The sequence below is a fragment of the Mesorhizobium sp. M8A.F.Ca.ET.161.01.1.1 genome, assembly GCF_004792105.1.
Taxonomy (GTDB): domain Bacteria; phylum Pseudomonadota; class Alphaproteobacteria; order Rhizobiales; family Rhizobiaceae; genus Mesorhizobium.
In genome coordinates, this window is sequence record NZ_SRTD01000008.1 from 54,037 (window position 1) to 74,600 (window position 20,564).

Annotated in this window: 14 protein-coding genes; 7 read left to right on the forward strand and 7 right to left on the reverse strand. The window is 64.4% G+C overall.

From position 1 onward, the window contains the following. Positions 1–100: 100 nt before the first annotated feature. The 6 genes from EN804_RS20120 to EN804_RS20145 all read right to left on the reverse strand — a co-directional run bounded on the left by EN804_RS20120 (position 101) and on the right by EN804_RS20145 (position 7,873). Positions 101–646 carry a thioesterase family protein gene (locus tag EN804_RS20120; protein WP_135921007.1) on the reverse strand — a complete coding sequence of 182 codons (546 nt, stop codon included), beginning with the start codon at positions 644–646 and terminating at the stop codon, positions 101–103. Between the two features lie 9 nt (positions 647–655). Beyond that, a complete protein-coding gene (locus EN804_RS20125; RefSeq protein ID WP_135921009.1) occupies positions 656–2,875 on the reverse strand; it encodes a 3-hydroxyacyl-CoA dehydrogenase NAD-binding domain-containing protein in 2,220 nt (739 codons plus the stop codon). 13 nt (positions 2,876–2,888) lie between these two features. Next, positions 2,889–4,097: an acetyl-CoA C-acetyltransferase gene (locus tag EN804_RS20130; RefSeq protein ID WP_127870767.1), complete on the reverse strand. Its 1,209-nt coding sequence runs from the start codon at positions 4,095–4,097 to the stop codon at positions 2,889–2,891. Positions 4,098–4,131: 34 nt separating this feature from the next. Next, positions 4,132–5,304: an acyl-CoA dehydrogenase family protein gene (locus EN804_RS20135; RefSeq protein WP_135921011.1), complete on the reverse strand. Its 1,173-nt coding sequence runs from the start codon at positions 5,302–5,304 to the stop codon at positions 4,132–4,134. Between the two features lie 45 nt (positions 5,305–5,349). Then, the gene (locus tag EN804_RS20140; RefSeq protein ID WP_135921013.1) at positions 5,350–7,140 is read right to left on the reverse strand and encodes an acyl-CoA dehydrogenase; all 1,791 of its coding nucleotides are present in this window, start codon (positions 7,138–7,140) and stop codon (positions 5,350–5,352) included. 271 nt (positions 7,141–7,411) lie between these two features. After that, positions 7,412–7,873, reverse strand: a complete 462-nt coding sequence (locus tag EN804_RS20145) for a MerR family DNA-binding transcriptional regulator (RefSeq protein WP_127279760.1) — start codon at positions 7,871–7,873, stop codon at positions 7,412–7,414. Positions 7,874–8,326: 453 nt separating this feature from the next. Here EN804_RS20145 and EN804_RS20150 point away from each other — a divergent pair, with 453 nt between their 5' ends. The 4 genes from EN804_RS20150 to EN804_RS20165 all read left to right on the forward strand — a co-directional run bounded on the left by EN804_RS20150 (position 8,327) and on the right by EN804_RS20165 (position 15,728). Beyond that, the gene (locus tag EN804_RS20150; RefSeq protein ID WP_135921015.1) at positions 8,327–12,397 is read left to right on the forward strand and encodes a peptidoglycan-binding protein; all 4,071 of its coding nucleotides are present in this window, start codon (positions 8,327–8,329) and stop codon (positions 12,395–12,397) included. 192 nt (positions 12,398–12,589) lie between these two features. Continuing rightward, entirely contained in the window at positions 12,590–13,513 is a 924-nt protein-coding gene (locus EN804_RS20155; RefSeq protein WP_127870764.1) for a sulfite exporter TauE/SafE family protein, read from the forward strand. Beyond that, a complete protein-coding gene (locus EN804_RS20160) occupies positions 13,513–14,301 on the forward strand; it encodes a TIGR02186 family protein (protein ID WP_127280140.1) in 789 nt (262 codons plus the stop codon). Before EN804_RS20155 ends, EN804_RS20160 begins: the two co-directional genes overlap by 1 nt. A 170-nt stretch (positions 14,302–14,471) precedes the next feature. After that, a complete protein-coding gene (locus tag EN804_RS20165) occupies positions 14,472–15,728 on the forward strand; it encodes an Hsp70 family protein (RefSeq protein ID WP_135921017.1) in 1,257 nt (418 codons plus the stop codon). Between the two features lie 2 nt (positions 15,729–15,730). Here EN804_RS20165 and EN804_RS20170 read toward each other — a convergent pair whose 3' ends face one another. After that, entirely contained in the window at positions 15,731–16,627 is an 897-nt protein-coding gene (locus EN804_RS20170) for a LysR family transcriptional regulator (RefSeq protein ID WP_135921019.1), read from the reverse strand. Between EN804_RS20170 and EN804_RS20175 the strand changes: the two genes are divergently transcribed. The 3 genes from EN804_RS20175 to EN804_RS20185 are packed head-to-tail and all read left to right on the forward strand — an operon-like array spanning position 16,577 to position 20,564. Beyond that, positions 16,577–16,909 (forward strand): hypothetical protein, encoded by a 333-nt coding sequence (locus EN804_RS20175; RefSeq protein WP_135921021.1) that lies wholly within the window; start codon positions 16,577–16,579, stop codon positions 16,907–16,909. The two genes, EN804_RS20170 and EN804_RS20175, sit on opposite strands and share 51 nt — an antisense overlap. Continuing rightward, on the forward strand, positions 16,909–19,833 hold the full coding sequence (locus EN804_RS20180; protein WP_135921023.1) for a molybdopterin oxidoreductase family protein: 2,925 nt from the start codon (positions 16,909–16,911) through the stop codon (positions 19,831–19,833). Before EN804_RS20175 ends, EN804_RS20180 begins: the two co-directional genes overlap by 1 nt. Further along, on the forward strand, positions 19,830–20,564 hold the full coding sequence (locus EN804_RS20185; RefSeq protein WP_135921025.1) for a 4Fe-4S dicluster domain-containing protein: 735 nt from the start codon (positions 19,830–19,832) through the stop codon (positions 20,562–20,564). Before EN804_RS20180 ends, EN804_RS20185 begins: the two co-directional genes overlap by 4 nt.

Genomic DNA, 20,564 nt, shown 5'->3' on the forward strand with positions numbered 1-20,564 from the left:
GCCGGCGGATCACGAACAAAGCTGTGTGCCGCAACGACGGCACGGTCATGGCCAAAGCCGCGGATAAGCTATCCGGCCAATGCCGCCATCGCCGACTTGATCAGCCGGACGATTTGGCCAGACCGCGCAGCCCTTGGTGCGAGGTCATGAAAATCCGTTCCGCTTCAGTCGGCGGACGCGGGTTCACCGCCCGGCCAAGTGCGGCGACAACCTCGTCAATGTCGAGGAAGCGGCGCGCCTTGCGGTCATAGACCCCGGCCGTCGTCAGGATCAGCGCGGCCGTCTCGCCATTGTCCAGGACGAAACGGTGTTTGCCGATGACCTGGGTGCCTTCCCAGGTCTCGATCGAGGACACCACCTCGAAACGGCGCCACAGCCTGATCTCGCGGGCATAGACCACCTGCAGCCCGCCCATCATCGGCGCCCAGCCATTCTTCCGCGCCAGCGTGATGAGGCCGGCGCGGACAAACAGGTCGATGCGGCCAAGGTCGGCCAGCATCATGTAGCGCGCATTGTTGAGATGGACATTGAAGTCGATGTCGGTCGGCAGGCAGCGAAAGGCCAGCCGGCCTTCACCAGCCATCACATAGGGGCCACGGCTACGCGCCGTGGCCAGCATGCGCGCCATGCGCGCCCAGACATACATGGCGCGATATCAGGCGGCCTGCTTCACGTCGCCCTTGGCATAGGGATCGAAGCGTTCGTAGAAGGTCTCACCTTTTTCGGCCATGTCGAGGAGCAGCTTGGGCGCCTTGAACTCGGCGCCGTACTTCTTCTGCAGCCCCTTGGCGATCTTGACGAACAGCTTGGCGCCGATCCCGTCGATATAGGACAGTGCGCCGCCGGTATAGGGCGCGAAGCCGAAGGCCAGGATCGAGCCGACATCGGCTTCGCGCGGGTCGGTGACGATACCCTCTTCCATCACCCGTGCCGCTTCGAGCGCGATGGTGACCAGCAGGCGCTGCTGCAGCTCCTCATAGTCGACCTTCTCGGGTGCCAGCTGCGGATAGAGGTCCTTGAGGCCGGGCCAGAGCTTCTTCTTGGCGGGCTTGGCCGGATAGTCGTAAAAACCCTTGCCGTTCTTGCGGCCGAAACGGCCGTGGTCGTCGACCATGGTGTTGATCAGCGCCATCTGCCTGGGGTCGACGGCCTTTTCGCCGAGATCCCTGATGGTCTGCTTCATGATCTTCTGGGCGAGGTCGATGGCGGTCTCGTCGGTCAGCGCCAAGGGGCCGACCGGCATGCCGGCGGCCTTCGCGGCATTCTCGATCATCGGCGCCGGGACGCCTTCTATCAGCATCTTGTAAGCTTCCGACATGTAACGCAGCACGCAGCGGTTGACGTAGAAGCCGCGCGTGTCGTTGACGACGATCGGCGTCTTCTTGATGGCGCGCACGAAGTCGATCGCCGTGGCCAGCGCCTTGTCGCCGGTCTTCTTACCCAGGATGATCTCGACCAGCATCATCTTGTCGACCGGCGAGAAGAAGTGGATGCCGATGAAATTCTTCGGCCGCGCCGAATTCTTGGCGAGACCGGTGATCGGGATGGTCGAGGTGTTGGAGGCAAAGATCGCCGACGACTTGAGCACGGCCTCCGCCTGTTCGGTGGCGGCTTTCTTGACAGCGGAATCCTCGAACACCGCTTCGACGACGAGATCGCAGCGGGCGAGGTCGGCATAGTCCGCCGTCGGCGTGATCAGCGACAGGAGCTTGTCCTTCTCCTCGGGCTTGGCGCGGCCCTTCTTGACCTGGTCCGAGACCAGGCTGTCCGAATGCGCCTTGCCCTTCTGCGCCGAGTCCATATCCCGATCGAGCAGAACCACCGGAATGCCGGCCTTGGCGGTGACATAGGCAATGCCCGCGCCCATGAAGCCGGCGCCGAGGATGCCGATCTTCCTGAACTTGGTGTCCGGCACGCCGGTCGGGCGGCGCGCGCCCTTGTTCAGCTCCTGCAGCGACACGAACAGCGAACGGATCATCGCCGCCGCTTCCTTCGTCTGCATGATCTCGGTGAAATAGCGCTGCTCGATCCTGAGCGCGGTGTCGAAGGGCACCAGCAGGCCCTCATAGACACATTTGAGGATCGCCGCGGCGGCCGGGTAATTGCCATGGGTCTCGCGGCGCAGGATGGCGATGGCAGGCGGCCACAGATTGGCGCCGGCGGCAGAATAAACCGGCCCGCCGGGCAGCTTGAAACCCTTCTCGTCCCACGGCGCCACCGGCTTGAGGCCGTTCCTGATCATCGCCTTCGCAGTCTCGACCAGCTTCGCCGGTTCGGCGATCTCATGGATCAGGCCCATCGACTTCGCCTTTTGCGGCGACAGCGTCTGGCCGGAGGTCAGCATCTGCAACGCCTGTTGCTGGTCGGTCAGCCGCGGCACGCGCTGGGTGCCGCCGGCACCGGGGAAGATGCCGATCTTCACCTCGGGGAGCGCCATCCTGACCTTGTCGGAGTCGGCGGCGACGCGGCCATGGCAGGCCAGCGACATTTCGAAGGCGCCGCCCATGCAGGTGCCGTTGATCGCCGAGACCCACGGCTTGCCGCAGGTTTCCAGCTTGCGGAACAGGCCGGTCATGATGCCGGCATTGTCGAACAGCGCCTTGGTCGCCTTTTCTACGTCCTTGACCTTGTCAGTGGCGAAGCTGGTCAGCATCTTCTGCAGCAAGGTGATGTCGGCGCCACCGGAGAAGCTGTCCTTGCCGGAAGTGATCACCGCGCCCTTGATGGCGGCATCGCCGGCCACCTTGTCGACGATGGCGTTCAACTCGCGCATCACCTCTTCGGTGAAGACGTTCATCGAGCGGTCAGGGCTGTTCCAGGTGACCAGCGCGATACCGTCGGCGTCGGTGTCGAGGGTGAAATTGGTGTAGCTCATCGTTCTCTCCCCGTCAGACGCGTTCGATGATGGTTGCGGTGCCCATGCCGGCACCGATGCAGAGCGTTACCAGCGCGGTGTTCAAGTCGCGGCGCTCGAGTTCGTCCAGCACGGTGCCGAAGATCATCGCGCCGGTGGCGCCGAGCGGATGGCCCATGGCGATGGCGCCGCCATTGACGTTGATTTTGTCGTGCGGGATCTCGAAGGCCTGCATGTAGCGCAATACGACCGAGGCGAAGGCCTCGTTGAGCTCGAACAGGTCGATATCCGACAGCTTCATCTTGGCGCGCTTCAACAGCTTCTCGGTGACGTCGACAGGGCCGGTCAGCATCAGCACCGGCTCGGAGCCGATGTTGGCGAAGGTGCGGATGCGCGCGCGCGGCTTCAGGCCCATGGCCTTGCCGGCCTTTTTCGAGCCGAGCAGCACGGCGGCGGCGCCATCGACGATGCCGGACGAATTGCCGGCGTGGTGGACGTGGTTGACCTCCTCGACCTCGGGATGCTTCTGCACCGCCACGGCGTCGAAGCCGCCCATTTCGCCAGGCATGACGAAGGACGGGTTGAGCGAGGCGAGCGACTGCATGTCGGTCGACGGCCGCATGTGCTCGTCATGGTCGAGAATTGTGAGACCATTCTGGTCCTTGATCGGGATGACCGAATTCTTGAAGCGGCCGTCGGCCCAGGATTTCGCGGCGCGCTTCTGGCTCTCGACCGCGTAGGCGTCGACGTCGTCGCGCGAGAAGCCGTATTTGGTGGCGATCAGGTCGGCCGAAATGCCTTGCGGCACGAACCAGCCGGGCAGGCCGACCGAGGGGTCCATGAACCAGGCGCCGCCGGACATCCCCATGCCGACGCGCGACATCGATTCGACGCCGCCGGCGATGACGATTTCATCGGCGCCTTGCGCGATCTTGGCGGCGCCGAAATTGATGGCGTCCAGCCCGGAGGCGCAGAAGCGCGAGATCTGCATGCCGGGTGCCTTGGTGTCGTAGCCGGCCTCGAAGGCGGCGGCGCGCGGAATGACGGAGCCCGCCTCGCCGACCGGGTCGACGCAGCCGAAGATGATGTCGTCGACCGTGCCGGTGTCCAGCCCATTGCGGTCGCGCAGTGCCTCGAGCGTCCTGGCGGCGAGCCGCACCGCCGGCACCTCGTGCAGCGATCCGTCCTTCTTGCCCTTGCCGCGCGGCGTGCGCACGGCGTCATAGACATAAGCTTCGGCCATTTTCATGCTCCTTGGGTTCGCTGAAGAGAGCTGCTCAGAGCGAGCGTCCGATCAACAATTTCATGATCTCGTTGGTGCCGCCGTAGATGCGCTGGACGCGAGCGTCGCGGAACATGCGGGCGATCGGATATTCATTCATGTAGCCATAGCCGCCGTGCAATTGAAGGCATTCGTCGACGACTTTGCCCTGCAGGTCGGAGAGCCAGTACTTGGCCATCGAGGCCGTGACCGGATCGAGGCCGCCATTGATGTGACGGGTGACGCAGTCATTGTAGAAGACGCGGCCGATGGTGGCCTCGGTCTTCAGCTCGGCCAATTTGAACTGGGTGTTCTGGAAGTCGATGATCGCCTTGCCGAAGGCCTTGCGCTCCTTGACGTAGTCGATGGTCAGCGCCAGCGCCCGCTCGATCATGGCGATCGCCCCGGTGCCGATCTGCAGCCGCTCCTGCGGCAATTGCTGCATGAGCTGGACGAAGCCCTGTCCCTCCTCATGGCCGAGCAGGTTGGCGGTCGGCACACGCACATCGTTGAAGAACAGTTCCGAGGTGTCGTTGGCCTTCAGCCCGATCTTGTCGAGGTTGCGGCCGCGCTGAAAACCTTCGACCTCATCGGTCTCGACGATCATCAGCGAGGTACCCTTGGCGCCCTTCTCCGGATCGGTCTTGGTGACGACGATGATGAAGTTCGCCAGCTGGCCGTTGGTGATGAAGGTCTTGGAACCGTTGATCTTGTACTGGTTGCCGTCCTTCTCGGCACGGGTCTTGACACCTTGCAGGTCGGAGCCGGCGCCGGGCTCTGTCATGGCAATGGCGCCGATCAGTTCGCCGGTGGCGAGCTTGGGCAGCCATTTCTTCTTCTGCTCCTCCGAACCGTAGTGAAGGATGTAGGGTGCCACGATCGAATTGTGCAGGCCGATGCCGAAACCGTCGACGCCGACATGGCCGATCGCCTCGATGATGGCGCTCTCATGCGCGAAGCTGCCGCCCGAGCCACCATATTCCTCCGGCATCGAGGCGCAGAGCAGGCCGGCGGAACCGGCCTTCAGCCAGCTTTCGCGGTCGACCATCTCGTTCTTCTCGAACTCGTCGTAGCGCGGTGCGATCTCCTCCGACATGAAGCGTGTAGCCATGTCGTAGAGCATGCCGACCTCGTCGGCCGCCCAGGCTGGTTTCGGCAAGGAGAGCACTTCGGCGGGATTTGTCGCCACGATTTCCTCCGCGTATCGACAGATAGAAGGCTAGCGGGACCGAGTTTAGAACGCTTCCGCCGGCAGGGCCATCAGCGTATCGGCGCCGCTCGAAATACGGGCGAGGTGCGCCGAGGTTTCCGGCATGATCCGTTCCATGAAAAAGCGCGCCGTCACGACCTTGTTGTCGTAGAATTGCTGGAAGCCGTTGGCGCCGGTCTTGCCCTGAGCCGCCTTGGCCATCTGCGCCCACATGTAACCCAGCGCCACGAGGCCGAAGAGATGCATGTAGTCGGTCGAGGCCGCACCGGCATTGTCGGGCTTGGCCATGCCGTTCTGCAGCAGCCACATCGTCGCCGCCTGCAAATCGTTGAGTCCCTTCTTCAGACCCTTGGTGAAGGGCGCCATCTTCTCATCAACGCGGTTTTCCTCACAGAATTCGCCGACCTCCTTGAAGAAGGCCTGGATGGCGCGGCCGCCATTCAAGCCGAGCTTGCGGCCGACGAGGTCGAGCGCCTGGATGCCGTTGGCGCCTTCATAGATCATGGCGATGCGGGCATCGCGCACGAACTGGCTCATGCCGTGCTCTTCGATATAGCCGTGGCCGCCGAACACCTGCTGCGCCATGACAGCGTGGTCGAAGCCCTTGTCGGTCAGCACGCCCTTGACCACCGGCGTCATCAAGCCAGTGTAATCGTCGGCCGCCTGGCGGTCCTTGTCGTCGGCGGAGCGGTGCGCGATGTCGGACTTGATGGCAGTCCACAGCGCCAGCGCGCGGCCGGCCTCGTTGAAAGCCTTCATGGTCATCAGCGAGCGGCGGATGTCGGGATGAACGATGATCGGGTCGGCCTTCTTGTCCGGCGCCTTCGGGCCTGACAGCGAGCGGCCCTGCAAACGGTCCTTGGCGTAGGCGACGGCGTTCTGGTAGGCGATCTCCGACAGTGAAAGGCCCTGCAGGCCGACGCCGAGACGGGCCTCGTTCATCATCGTGAACATCGCCTTCAAGCCGCCATTGGCCTCGCCCAGCAGCGTGCCTTCGGCCTCGTCATAATTCATGACGCAGGTCGAGTTGCCATGGATGCCCATCTTCTCCTCGATGGAACCGCAGGAAACGGTGTTTCTTGTCCCCGGATTGCCCGAGGCGTCGAGCTTGAGCTTCGGCACGATGAACAGCGAGATGCCCTTGACGCCTTCGGGTGCGCCTTCGATGCGGGCCAGCACCAGATGGACGATGTTGTCCGACATGTCGTGCTCACCGGCCGAGATGAAGATCTTCTGGCCTGAAATCTTGTAGGTGCCATCGCCGTTCGGCACCGCCTTGGTGCGCAGCAGGCCGAGATCGGTGCCGCAATGCGGCTCGGTCAGGTTCATGGTGCCGGTCCAGGTGCCCTCGACCATCCTGGGCAGCCAGGTCGCCTTCTGCTCGTCGGTGCCGTGGGTGATGATGGCGGCGATCGCGCCCTGCGTCAGGCCGGGATACATCATCAGCGACATGTTGGCCGACACCATGTATTCGGCCACCGCCGTGTGCACGGCATAGGGCAGGCCCTGGCCGCCGAACTCGACGGGGGCCGCCAGACCCATCCAGCCGCCTTCGCGATACTGGTCGAACGCTTCCTTGAAGCCCTTGGGCGTGGTCACCGAGCCGTCGTCCTGGCGCACGCAGCCTTCCATGTCGCCGACACGGTTGAGCGGATGCATGACGTTCTCGGCGAGCTTTGCGCCTTCGGCGAGAATTGCCTCCAGCACGTCGGGCGTTGCGTCGGCGAATCCGGGAAGGTTCGAATAGCGCTGATAGCCCAGCACTTCGTTGAGCACGAACAGCGTGTCCTGGACCGGGGCCCTGTAGATCGGCATGCTTTTCCTCCACCATGCGGATTAGGCCTCGAAATCAAGCCGTGCGCGGCAAGCGGGCCAATGTCGAAGCCGCAATAGCAAATATTGACGTTTGCGTAAACGTCAATATTTTCGATGCGACAAGATTTCCGCCGCCAGGCGCGCGGAGCCTAGCGTTGCGGCATCGCGCAAGCCAGAATGAAACAGCAGGCCAAAGATAGCGAAAAGCCGCGCGGCATGGCCACGCGGCTTTGATGGTGAAGGGCCGACAGGTCGGCGTGAGCAGACTGGCTCAGCTGGCGACGCTCGCCTGCGGCGCCGAACGCTCGGCCAACATCTGACGCACCGCCGACATCGAGCCGCTGAGCTCATTGATGGCGTCGTCGATCAGCGCCCGCTGCTTCTGCAGGCGAGCGAGCTGCTTCTCCGACTTGTCCAGCGCCAGGCGCAACTGCTTGGTGTTGGAACCGGTCGGATCGTAGAGGTCCATCATCTGCTTGACGTCGCGCAGCGAGAACCCGACCTTGCGGCCGAGCAGGATCAGCTTCAGCCTGGCCTTGTCGCGGCGCGTATAGAGACGGGTCGAACCGTCGCGCTGCGGGTTGAGCAGGCCCTTGTCCTCGTAGAAACGCAGCGTGCGCAGCGTCACGCCGTACTTTTTGGCCATTTCGCCGATGCGGGAGAGATCCTCGCCGGCTTCGACGGATGCATTATTGGTATTGGCCGCGGTCTCGCCGGCCGAGATAAGCTTCATGGTTACTGGCTTCCCCGTCTGGTGGCGTCGCGGTCCTGGACCATGCGTCGCCTGACTGGAAGCGGGGGCGTGCTTCCGGCCGTGGTTTCAACAAACAAATCGCAAAACAGCACAGTTGTGCGCCATTTACGTTTACGTCAATTCTATACCGATAGCCGCCTCATGACGCAAGGGCGTTCTGAGAACGGTGCTTTATGCCGCACCGGAAGTCGCGACAGCCAACTTCCTTGCAACTTCTTAAGCTTGGTTAACGCGTTGTTTACCACGTTGGGCGAAATGTGCGCGTGTCGGCTACCCGTGGTTATCCTGTATCGAATTTTCACGGTTTTTCGGAGCGCGGGTGAAACCCGGGAAGCTTGTCTTCCACCGTGGCATGGAAGCGCGGTCGCCTCGTTCCGGCAGGGACTTGGGGAGCTGGTCGCAAGCCGGCCAATCTGAAAGACGGACGCACCGATGAACAGCAAGCGGTCCTACCTCGATACACTCAATGCCGGCAGGCAGCGCAAGCCGCAGACAACGCTCGAGCAGCTGAACCGCTCGCTGGAGACCCTGGAGCAGCGCCTGGGGCAGACGCGTGAGGACGCGACGGCACGGCCCGTTCCTCGCCAATATGGCGCCGATCCGCGCTACCCCGCCACCGATCCGCGTTATCCCGCCGCTCAGCCGACGGCCCAGCAGCGCTGGTATGAGGATCCGCAGCCGGCACCGCGCGCGCAGAATCCGGCGCCCTCGCCCGCCTTCGACCAGAATTATCAGGCGATCGCGCGCGACATCGACCGCGTGCGCGGCCAGGAAGACAGCGTCGCCATGGTCGGCAAGATCGCCGGCGAGCTGCGCGGCATGCGCGAGGAACTGCGCCACCAGGTGACTTCAGGGCTGCAGCGCGAATTCGACGCGCTGCGCAAGGACATCGACCGCGCGTTCCAGGCGAACGCCAAGCCCGGCGCGACAGGCAAGGGCAGCGCCGAACTCGGCGTGGAATTCGAGCGGCTCTCCGGCGCCATCAAATCGCTGTCGGAGAAGGGTGACGACAGGAGCGTCAACCTGCTGCGGCTGGAACTCGAGCAGGTCAAGGCCGCGCTCGACACGCTGGCGCGCGAGGAGAGCGTGCAGAAGGTCGACCGCCGCTGGGACGATTTCGACCGCCGCTGGACGGCCTTCGAGGACCGCGTCGACGCCGACCAGCGCAAGCGCTCCGACGATCCCGCCCTCGCGGCCTTGACCGACCGGCTGGAGCAGATCAGCAACGCCGTCAACAACCTGCCGGAATCGCTGTCGCTGCGCTCGCTGGAGGAAAAGGTCCGCACGCTGGCCGGCGCTGTCGACCATTTCGCCAGCCAGCAGGACAATCGCGGCGGCGGCACGCTGGCCATGATCGATGAGCGGCTGGACGAGATTTCCCGCGCCATCGTGGCCTCGACAGTCGCCGCACAGGCCAATTCAATCGACCACGAAGCCTTCGAGCGCATCGAGAAGCGGATCGACTCGCTCGCCCAGCAGATCGAGGAAGTGGCGCAGGACCGTCCCGGCAATGTCGTGATCGACCGGCTGAACACGCTGTCGAGCCGGGTCGATGACCTCGCCGGCCGCGCCAACCTGCCCGAGCAGGCGATGGAACGGCTCGCCAAGCAGATCGCGCTGATCGCAGACAAGATCGATCAGGCGCCGGCCATGCCCGACGCCGACTACATCTTCCACGGGCTGGAGCAGCGTTTCGACGTGCTGTCGGGCATGATGGAGCGTCGCCAGGGCGACGCCATCGAACAGGGCAACATGCTGTTTCGCGATCTCGAGCGCCGGCTGGACGAGGTTGCCGACCGGCTGGACCAGCGCAGCATGCCGCAGGTCGACAGCGCCGGCATCATGGACGCCATCGATGCCCGCTTCACCGCGCTGGCCAAGCGCATGGAAACGCGCGCTCCCGATCCCGCCGGCGAGGCGGCGATCCGCGGGCTGGAAAGCCGGCTCGAGGATATCTCAAGCCGGCTGGACGCCTCGGCGGCCCAGGTGGCCGGCATCGATCCGGCGCTGATCCGCAGCCTGGAGGCTCAGGTCGCCGGCCTGTCGGCGCATCTTTCCAGGCCCAGCACGCCGCTGCCGGACTTCGAGGACATCAGCCCGCGCCTCAACGAAATCGAGAAAGCGCTGGCCGGGACCCGCGATTCCATCCTCGGCGCCGCACGCGAGGCGGCCGAGAACGCCGTGCGCTCGCTGGCCGGAACGAGCACCAATACGGCCGCGGTGTCCGGCCTCGCCCAGGATCTGAAGACACTGGAGACATTGACGCGGCGTTCCGACGAACGCAATTCGCGCACCTTCGAGGCCATTCACGATACACTGCTCAAGATCGTCGACAGGCTGGGTTCGCTGGAAACCAGCGACCCGTCCGAAGCGGTAAGCGAACTGCTGGATGCGGCTCCGACCGAACCGGGCGGCTGGCGTGGCGCACGGCGGTCCAAGATGGCGGTGAACGCGCCGTCGATGACCATGGACGAGCCGCTGCCGCTGACCGGCGACATGGCCGATCTGGACGCGCGTGCCGCGGCCATATTGCGCGCCGAGCCTGCTTCGTCAGTCGAGCCGGCACTGCACGTCGAATCGGGCTTTTCGGCCCGGCCGGGGGCGCGCTCGCCCGCGGAAGCCGCCGCCGCCGCCGCGATGGCCGCACTCGGTTCCGACGCCACCACCGGAAAAGACCAGCCTGCTGGCCGCAAGTCGATGTTCGGCGGGCTGGCGCGTGCCTTCAAGGGCAAGAAGGCGGCGGATGTTCCGCCGCTGGCCGGCCCGGCGCCGGGCGCCGATATCCCGAGTGTCGATCTCGACGAGCCGCTCGACCCGAAGGTCGCCAACCGCCCGCTGGAGCCCGGCTCCGGCGCGCCCGACCTCAATGCCATCATGAAGCGCGTGCGCGACGAGCGGGGACAACCGGCAAAGCCCGGCGACAGCGACGCAGCCAAATCGGATTTCATCGCCGCTGCCCGGCGCGCGGCGCAGGCGGCTGCGGCCGAGGCCGACGCCCTGAAGCGCCAGTCGACGATGAAAGGCCCGGTCAAGGCGCTCAGGATAGGTGACCTGCTCAAGGCGCGGCGCAAGCCGATCCTGATGGCGGCGGCAGCGATCATGCTGGCGCTTGCCGGCCTGCAGCTCGGCAAGGCGTTTCTTTCGGATCCCGCCCAGGTGGCAAGCAACGACGCGGCTCCCATCGTCGCCTCGCAGCCGGTGAAGACGGCATCTGTCGATACCGCCAGCCAGCCTAAGACCGAAGTCCAACCGGTGGCGACGGACAGCGCGCCGGCCCCTACCGTCAGGCAGGCGGAACAATCCGCGCCGCCAAGCAAGGACGACATGGCGGCGCAGACCGTCATGGCCATGCCGTCGGATACGGACGCGATGCCCGCGCCTACCGCCGAGCCCGCTCCAGCACCCGTCGCGCCGGCCATGGCTCCCGACGCGATGGCTTCGGCCTCGCCGGCGCCTGTTGCTCCGATGACCGCTGCTCCTACCTTAACGGATCCGGCACCAGCCGCCGTCACCGGCGGTACGCAGGCGACGGATGCCGATGCCCAACCTGCATCAGCCGCGCCAACGGCAGCCGCCGAGGCAACGGCCAACGACACGACCGGCACCGTTTCGCCGATGGACAAGCCGGCGGCGACAGCCCCGACCAAGTTCGACATCCCTGCCGAAGCCGGCCCGGCCGCCTTGCGTGACGCCGCCGCCGCTGGCGACGCCAAGGCACTGTTCGAGGTCGGCTCGCGCTACGCCGAGTCGCGCGGCGTCAAGGAAGACATGCCGGCGGCCGCCAAATGGTACGAGAAATCGGCGGAACTCGGCTTCGCGCCGGCCGAATACCGCATCGGCAATTTCTACGAGAAGGGCATCGGCGTCGCACGCGACATCAAGAAGTCGAAGACCTGGTATCAGCTCGCCGCCGCGCAGGGCAACGCCAGCGCCATGCACAACCTGGCGGTGCTGTTCGCCATGGCCGCCGACGGCGTGACCGACAATGAATCGGCCGCGCACTGGTTCCAGGAGGCCGCCGACCTCGGCGTCAAGGACAGCCAGTTCAATCTCGGTATCCTGGCCGCCAAGGGCGTCGGCATGAAGCAGAACCTGGAAGAGTCCTATAAATGGTTCGCGCTTGTCGCCAAGACCGGCGACAAGGATGCCGCGGCCAAGCGCGACGAGATCGCCAATGCGCTGCGGCCCGAGCAGCTCGAGCGGGCGCGCGCCGCGACAGAATTGTGGAAGGCCAAGCCGCTCAACGCGGCGGCCAATTCGGTGGACATTCCCGAATCCTGGCAGGAAGGCACGCCGCAGACGACGGCCGGCATCGACATGAAGAAGGCGGTCAAGAACATCCAGCTCATCCTCAACAAGAACGGCTATGACGCCGGCGGTGCCGACGGCGTGATGGGTGAGAAAACCAAGAACGCGATCATCGCTTTCCAGACCGCCAACAAGCTGCCGGCGACCGGCGCGGTCGACGAGAAACTGGTCAAGGCATTGCTGGCGCGCAAATAACGGCAGAAGCGTCGTTTCCACGACGCCCTTGCCATACATTTGCCTGTTAACTGATTGAGTTGTTTTTTGTTTCGGCGCGGTGGCGGGGTTTGACCCCGCTGCCGCGTCGGCGCAAGACAAAATTGGCTTTTCGATGCGATACTGCCCGCAACGGCTTTATTCGCCGACAGGCAAACTGATCGAGACTGACGGGTGGGCATCTATCTCCCGATCGCGGAAATTTCCGTCAACGTCTTCGTGCTGCTGGCCATGGGCGCCGCGGTGGGCTTCCTGTCGGGCATGTTCGGGGTGGGCGGCGGCTTTCTCATCACGCCGCTCTTGATCTTCTACAACATCCCGCCGGCGATCGCGGTCGCCACCGGCGCCAACCAGGTCATCGCTTCTTCCGTCTCCGGCGTTCTTTCGCACATGAAGCGAGGCACGCTCGACTTCAAGCTCGGCGGCGTGCTGCTCGCCGGGGGCATCGTCGGTTCCACCGCCGGCATCTACGTGTTCGGCTTCCTGCGCAGGCTCGGCCAGCTCGACCTGTTCATCTCGCTGCTCTACGTCGTGCTGCTCGGCACCGTCGGCGGGCTGATGCTGGTCGAGAGCATCAACGCGTTGCGCGCCACGCGCAGCGGTGCGGCACCGGTGCTGAAGAAATCCGGCCAGCACAACTGGATCCACCGCTTGCCGCTGAAGATGCGCTTTCGCGCGTCGAAATTGTTCGTCAGCGTCATTCCGGTGCTCGGTCTTGGCGCCGGCATCGGCTTCCTGTCGTCGATCATGGGCGTCGGCGGCGGCTTCATCATGGTGCCGGCGCTGATCTATCTCTTGAAAGTGCCGACCAATGTCGTCATCGGCACCTCGCTGTTCCAGATCATCTTCACGTCCGCCTATACGACTCTGGTTCACGCCACCACCAACCAGACCGTCGATGTGATGCTGGCCTTCCTTTTGATGGCCGGCGGCGTGGCCGGGGCGCAGTATGGCGCCAAGGCCGGCCAGCGGCTGCGCGGCGAGCAATTGAGAGCCCTGCTGGCGCTGCTGGTGCTGGCGGTGGCGATCCGGCTCGCCATCGATCTGTTCGTCACGCCGCCCAACCTTTATTCGTTGTCCGGCTTGGGCCTCAACTGATGAAAGGCATGAAGGCGCTCGCAACCGTCGCTCTCCTGTCCCTGACCGCCGCCCCGCCGGCGAAGGCGCAGACGCCATTGACGGAAGGCATCCAGATCGGCCTCTCCACCGATGCGGTGTCGATCACCGCCGGTTTTTCCGGCGCCGACCTGACCATTTTCGGTTCGCTGGAAAATCCCGACCCACTGGTGGCACGCCAGGGCCGCTACGACGTCATCGTCGTGCTCGAAGGGCCGCCCAAACCGGTGGTGGTGCGCCGCAAGGACCGGGTGCTGGGCGTCTGGATCAATCTGGATTCAGAGACCTTCGAGAATGTGCCGGTGTCCTATTCGGTGGCGACGACGCGGCCGCTGCAGGACATCACCGAACCCAACAGCTACAAGCAATTGTCGCTCGGCGCGTCCAACCTCTATATGCAGCCCGCCGATGCCGGTGACAGCCCGGCGACGATCGAGGAATTCACGGCGGCACTGCGCGAGCGCAAGGCCGCCGCGGGCCTCTACAGCGAGAATGTCGGTGGCGTGCAATTCCTGTCGCAGAACCTGTTTCGCGCCACGGTCAGGCTGGCGCCGAATGTGCCGGTCGGCACGCACAAGGCGCGCGCCTTCCTGTTCAAGAGCGGCCTGTTCATCAAGGAGAGTTCGGCGCAACTCGAAATCCGCAAGTCGGGCTTCGAACAATCGATCTTCCGCGTCGCCCACGACTATTCGTTCCTCTATGGCGTGTTCGCCATATCGCTGGCCATGGTGACCGGCTGGCTCGGCCGGCTGGTGTTCCGCAAAGATTGACGCTCGGGGAAAAGAGGGGTTCCCCTTTTCCCCACCATGCGATAAACCGCCGCCTCCCAGCCCAAGGGCAAACACGCACATACCATTCGCAAGAGCGGTCCGGCTTTCCGGATGACAGCGCGATACGTCGCCGTTGTCTTGCCGCCACGAAACCATGACAGGAGGCTGCAATGCACCAGGCATTCGGCGGCATCGACTTCGGCACGTCCAATTCCACGGTGGGCGTGATCCGGAACGGCAAGGCGCGGCTGGTCCCGTTGGAGGGCGAACAGCCCACCTTGCCAAGTGCCGTGTTCTTCAACTTCGAGGACGGCCACACCTATTTCGGCCGGCGCGCGATCGGCGATTATACCGACAGCATCGAAGGCCGCCTGATGCGCTCGTTGAAGAGTGTGCTCGGCAGTTCGCTCGCCCACGAGAAGACCCGCATCAAGACGCGCCAGATCGGCTTCATCGACATTATCGGCCTGTTCATCGGCCATCTGAAGACGAGGCTGGAAGAGGACACCGGCAGCGTGGTGGAAAGCGTGGTGCTCGGCCGCCCGGTGCAATTCGTCGATGACGATGCGCAAGCCGACGCGAAGGCGCAAGGCGAGCTCGAGAAGGCTGCCCGTGCCCAGGGTTTCAAGCACATCGCTTTCCAGTTCGAGCCGATTGCCGCGGCGCTCGACTACGAGCAGAAGGTGACGCGCGAGGAACTGGCTCTGATCATCGACATGGGCGGCGGCACGTCCGACTTCTCGATCGTGCGGGTCTCGCCGGAGCGCTCGCGATCGACCGACCGCAAGGACGACATCCTGGCCAGCCGCGGCATCCATATCGGCGGCACCGATTTCGACCGGTTGCTGAGCATCGCCCATGTCATGCCGCAGCTCGGCTACCTCTCCGCGACCAAGGATGGCAAGCGCAATCTGCCGGCCAGCTACTTCATCGATCTCGCCACATGGCAGCGCATCAACCTGGTCTATACCGCCAAAGCCATGACGCATCTGCGCCAGATCCGCTACGAGGCCGTGCGCGCCGACCTGGTCGACCGCTTCATCCACATCGTCGAGCACCGCTACGGGCACGCTCTGGCGGCGCTGGTCGAAAGAGCCAAGATAGAACTGACCGACAGGTCATCGGCGGAGGTGGAGGTGAAGCTGCCGGACGCGGCGTTCGCCGCCGGGATCACGCGCGACGGGCTGGAGGCCACGATTGCCAGGGATATCGAGCGGGTCACCGAAACGGTCGGTCAGACCATTCGCGACGCTCAGGTCAAGCCATCGGACATCACCGCCGTGTTCCTGACCGGAGGCTCGACCGCGATCCCGCTGGCAAGACGAGAGATCCTGTCGCTGGTGCCGCAGGCTTCCGTCATAGACGGCGACATGTTCGGATCGGTCGGGCTTGGCCTGGCACTCGATGCGCAGCGGAAGTTCGGCTGATCCTACCCTGACCCGTTCATCTCTGCAGCCAGATGCGCCTTCAGCGCCATCTGGGCCAGGCTTGCCTGGCGGTCGCGATGGGTGATCATGGCGAAGTCGCGCTTCGGCAATTCGATCGGCACGGCTCTCAGGCTCCCCTCGGCGACCGCGTGCCCGACGACCAGCTCCGAAATGATGGTCGCGCCTGCGCCTGCTTCGACGGCCTGGCGAACCGCCTCGTTGCTGGGCAGCACCAGGAATATCTGCAGGTCGGCAAGTGAAATCCCCTCGCGACGCGCCAGATCCTCCAGCACCTCGCGCGTGCCGGAGCCGCCCTCGCGGATGATCCAGCGCAGGCCCGTGATGTCGGGGCGGCCCGGCGCGATTTCGGCGATCCGCGGATGGGAGCTGGCAACGACCAGCATCAACCGGTCGGTATCGACCTTGGCGCGGCGCAATATGTCGGATTCGGTGCGCCCTTCGACCAAGCCGAGATCGGCGGTTCCATCGAGCACGCTGGCCTCGACCTGCCTCGTGTTGCCGATGGTGACGCTAAGCCTGACGGCCGGATAGGCCTCGTGGAAGGAGGCCAGCCGGCGCGGCAGCCAGTAGCTGGCGATGGTCAGGCTGGCGGCGATCGAGAGGCTGCCGGCGACCGTCTGCGAAACATGTTCCAGCACGTTGCGGGCGGCGGCAGCCCGCTCCAGCACGGCCTTGGCCTCGGGCAGGAACCGGTGGCCGGTCTGGGCCAGCTCTATGTTGCGGCCGACGCGGTTGAACAGATGGACACCGTGCTGCTCTTCCAGCGCGCGAATGGCCGCCGACGCGGCCGACTGGGAAATGCCGAGAAGCTCTGCTGCCTTGGTCATGTGGCCACGCTCGGCAACGGCGACGAAAATGCGCAACTGGTCCAGGGTCATGCCTGTATTAAGAACCAATATCGATCGAATTTACAAGAACAACTGATTAGACGGATCGATAAGTTCATTCTACTTTTTCAGCCGAAGTTAGAAAAAATTGGCCGGCAGATCGCAGAGAACAAAATGATCGGGCGGTTCAGATCCCTGATTGCGCATTGGACCCGCGGCATCCAGCGGCGGTTGGCCGGTGATCGATATCACCCGGAAGAGCATTATATGCGCGGACCCGGGCCGAAGACGCGCGCCAAATCCGCCGGCCGCGCGGGCACCACGGGATCATGATGCAAGGACCGCGCGGCGCCAATTCAGCCCCCTCGCAACGCCAGCTTGCCGACACGCGCGCGCCCGATGAAGGCGACGGCGTCGACACCTCCCCAGATGTTTCCGACAGCATCGCCAAGACGACCTGCTACATGTGCGCCTGCCGCTGCGGGATCGACGTGCACATCAAGGACGGCAAGATCCGCTACATCAACGGCAACAAGGACCATCCAGTCAATCGAGGCGTGATCTGCGGCAAGGGCAGCTCCGGCATCATGCAGCACTACAGCCCGGCGCGGCTGAAGAAGCCGCTCTTGCGCACCGGCCCGCGCGGCTCGGGTGAGTTCCGCGAGATCGAGTGGGAGGAAGCCTTCTCGATCGCCACCGAGCGGCTGTCGCATATCCGCCGGACCGACCCCAAAAAACTCGCCTTCTTCACCGGACGTGACCAGTCGCAATCCTTGACAGGCTGGTGGGCGAGCCAGTTTGGGACGCCGAACTTCGCTGCCCATGGCGGCTTCTGTTCGGTCAACATGGCAGCCGGTGGCCTCTACTCGATCGGCGGCTCGTTCTGGGAGTTCGGCGAGCCCGATTGGGACAACACGAAATACTTCATGCTGTTCGGCGTCGCCGAGGACCATGACTCCAACCCGATCAAGATCGGACTGGGCAAGCTCAAGGCGCGCGGCGCCAAGGTGGTGTCGATCAATCCCTGCCGGACCGGTTACAATGCGATCGCCGATGACTGGATCGGCATCCGACCCGGCACTGACGGCCTGTTCGTGTTCGCGCTCATCCACGAACTCTTGAAGGCCGGCCGCGTCGATCTCGATTATCTGCTCCGCTACACCAACGCGCATGTCCTGGTTATCCAGGAGCCTGGCGCGGTCGATGATGGGCTTTTTCTGCGCGACAGCGACGGCACTCTTGTCGCTTGGGACCGAGTGGCGAAGACCTCCGTCAACGCGACCGAGCCAGATGCAAAACCGGCACTGACCGGCAGCTTCACGGTCGACGGGCGCAGGTGCGTTCCGGTGTTCCAGCTCATTGCGGACCGCTATCTCGACGAGAGCTACGCACCCGACGCGGTCGCCGGGCGTTGCGGCATTGCCGCCGATACGATCCGCCGGATCGCCGCCGAACTTGCACATGTCGCCTTCGAAGAGGTGATCGAACTGCCGGTCGCCTGGACCGATTGGGCCGGGCGCCGGCATGAGACGATCAAGGGCCGACCTGTTTCGATGCATGCCATGCGCGGCATCTCCGCCCATTCCAACGGCTTTCATACCTGTCGCGCCATTCACCTGCTGCAGGTGCTTCTCGGAACCGTGGACGTGCCTGGCGGCTTCCGCTTCAAGCCGCCCTACCCCCGGTCCGCCCCGCCGGGTCCGAAGCCCTGCGGCAAGGACGTGAGGCCGATGACGCCGCTCGACGGCATGCCGCTCGGTTTCGTCTGTGGACCCGACGATCTGCTGGTCGATGACGCAGGCACGCCGCTGCGCATCGACAAGGCCTATTCCTGGGATTCGCCACTTGCGGCGCATGGTCTGATGCACACCGTCATCCGCGACGCCTGGGCCGGCGACCCGTACCCCATCGACACGCTGATGATGTACATGTCGAACATGGCGTGGAATTCGTCGATGAACACGGTCGAGACCATGGCCATGCTCACCGACCGTGATGAAGCGGGCAACTACAGGATCCCCTTCATCATCTATTCCGACGCCTATTATTCCGAGACGGTGCCGTTCGCCGACCTCGTGCTGCCCGACACCACCTATCTCGAGCGTCATGACTGCATCAGCCTGCTCGACCGACCGATCAGCCATGCCGACGGGCCGGGCGACGCCATCCGCCATCCCGTCGTCGAGCCCGACCGCGACGTCAGGGCGTTCCAGTCGGTGCTGATCGAACTCGGCGCACGGCTTGGCTTGCCCGGCTTCGTCGAGGAAGACGGCTCGGCGAAGTACCGCGACTACGCCGACTACATCGTCAATCACGAACGCACGCCCGGCATCGGCCCGCTCGCCGGCTGGCGCGGCAAGGACGAAACCTCGATCGGCAAGGGCGACGTCAACCCCAACCAGCTGCAGCGCTACATCGACAATGGCGGTTTCTGGCACCACGACTTCACCGACGATCAGCGCTACTACAAGATGGCCAACCGCTCCTATCTCGATTTCGCGGTGCAACTGGGCTTCATCCCCAAGGCCGAGCCGATCGTCTTCCAGCTCTATTCCGAACCGATGCAGCGTTTTCGGCTGGCCGCGCGCGGACATGGCCGGGTGGTGCCGCCCGAAGGCGAACGCCGGCGCATCGAGACCTACATGGATCCGCTGCCGTTCTGGTACATGCCCTTCGAGGAAGCGGCCGTGGACCTGGAAAAATACCCGCTGCACGCGCTGACGCAGCGGCCCATGCACATGTACCATTCCTGGGGTTCGCAAAACGCGTGGTTGCGGCAGATCACCAGCCAGAACCGGCTGTTCGTACATCACCGGACGGCGGCCGGCCTTGGCCTTGTCGATGACGACTGGGTGTGGATCGAGAGCATCAATGGCAAGGTGAAGGGGCAGATCAAGCTGGTCGACGGAGTAAACGAAAGCACGGTCTGGACCTGGAACGCGATCGGCAAAAGGCGCGGCAGCTGGGGACTGAATGACGATGCCGCCGAGAGCAATCGCGGCTTCCTGCTCAACCACATCATCGGTGACCAGACTTCCGCTGACGCGCAGGGCAAGCGCTACTCCAACTCCGATCCGGTGACCGGCCAGGCCGCGTGGTTCGATCTGCGCGTGCGCATCGTCAAATGCGCTGATGAGGAAGCCGGCTTCACCGAGCCGCAATTCGAAAGATTTCGCCAGCCGCCACATTTCGAACCCTCGCCCGACAAGCTCACTTTCGGCGCCGAATTTCGCCGGGCAAGAGAGGCGGCCGAATGACCTGTCTTCCAAGTCCGGGCGGCAAGAAGCTCGGCCTCGTCGTCGACCTCGACACCTGTGTCGGCTGCCAGGCCTGCGTCACCGCCTGCAAGGAGTGGAACACCGGCGGTCACATGGCGCCGCTGACCGACATCGACCCTTACGGCGGCCATGTCGACGGCGTCTGGTTCAACCGCGTGCACAGCTACGAGCACATCACCGAGATGGGCGGGCGCACGGTGAACTTCCCGCGCTCCTGCCTGCATTGCGAGACGCCGGCCTGCGTCACCGTCTGTCCGACGGGCGCCTCCTACAAACGCGCCTCGGACGGCATCGTGCTGATCGACGAGGACAAGTGCATCGGTTGCAAATTGTGCAGCTGGGCGTGCCCTTACGGCGCGCGCGAGTTCGACACGGATGTCGGCGTGATGAAGAAATGCACGCTCTGCGTCGACCGCATCTACAACGACAATCTGGCCGAAGGAGACCGCGTGCCGGGCTGCGTCGCCGCCTGCCCGACCAGCGCCCGGCATTTCGGTGACCTCGGCGATCCCCAATCCGCCGTCTCGCAACTGGTGGCGGATCGCGGCGGGGTCGACCTGATGCCCGAGCTTGGCTATCGCCCGACCAACAAATACCTGCCGCCGCGCGCCCATACGCAGCGCGCCGCATCGGTGCCGGCCAAGGCGCTGGAGCCGGTGCGGGCCGAGGGTGGTTTCCTTGGCTGGGTCGACCGCATGCTTTCGAGCTGA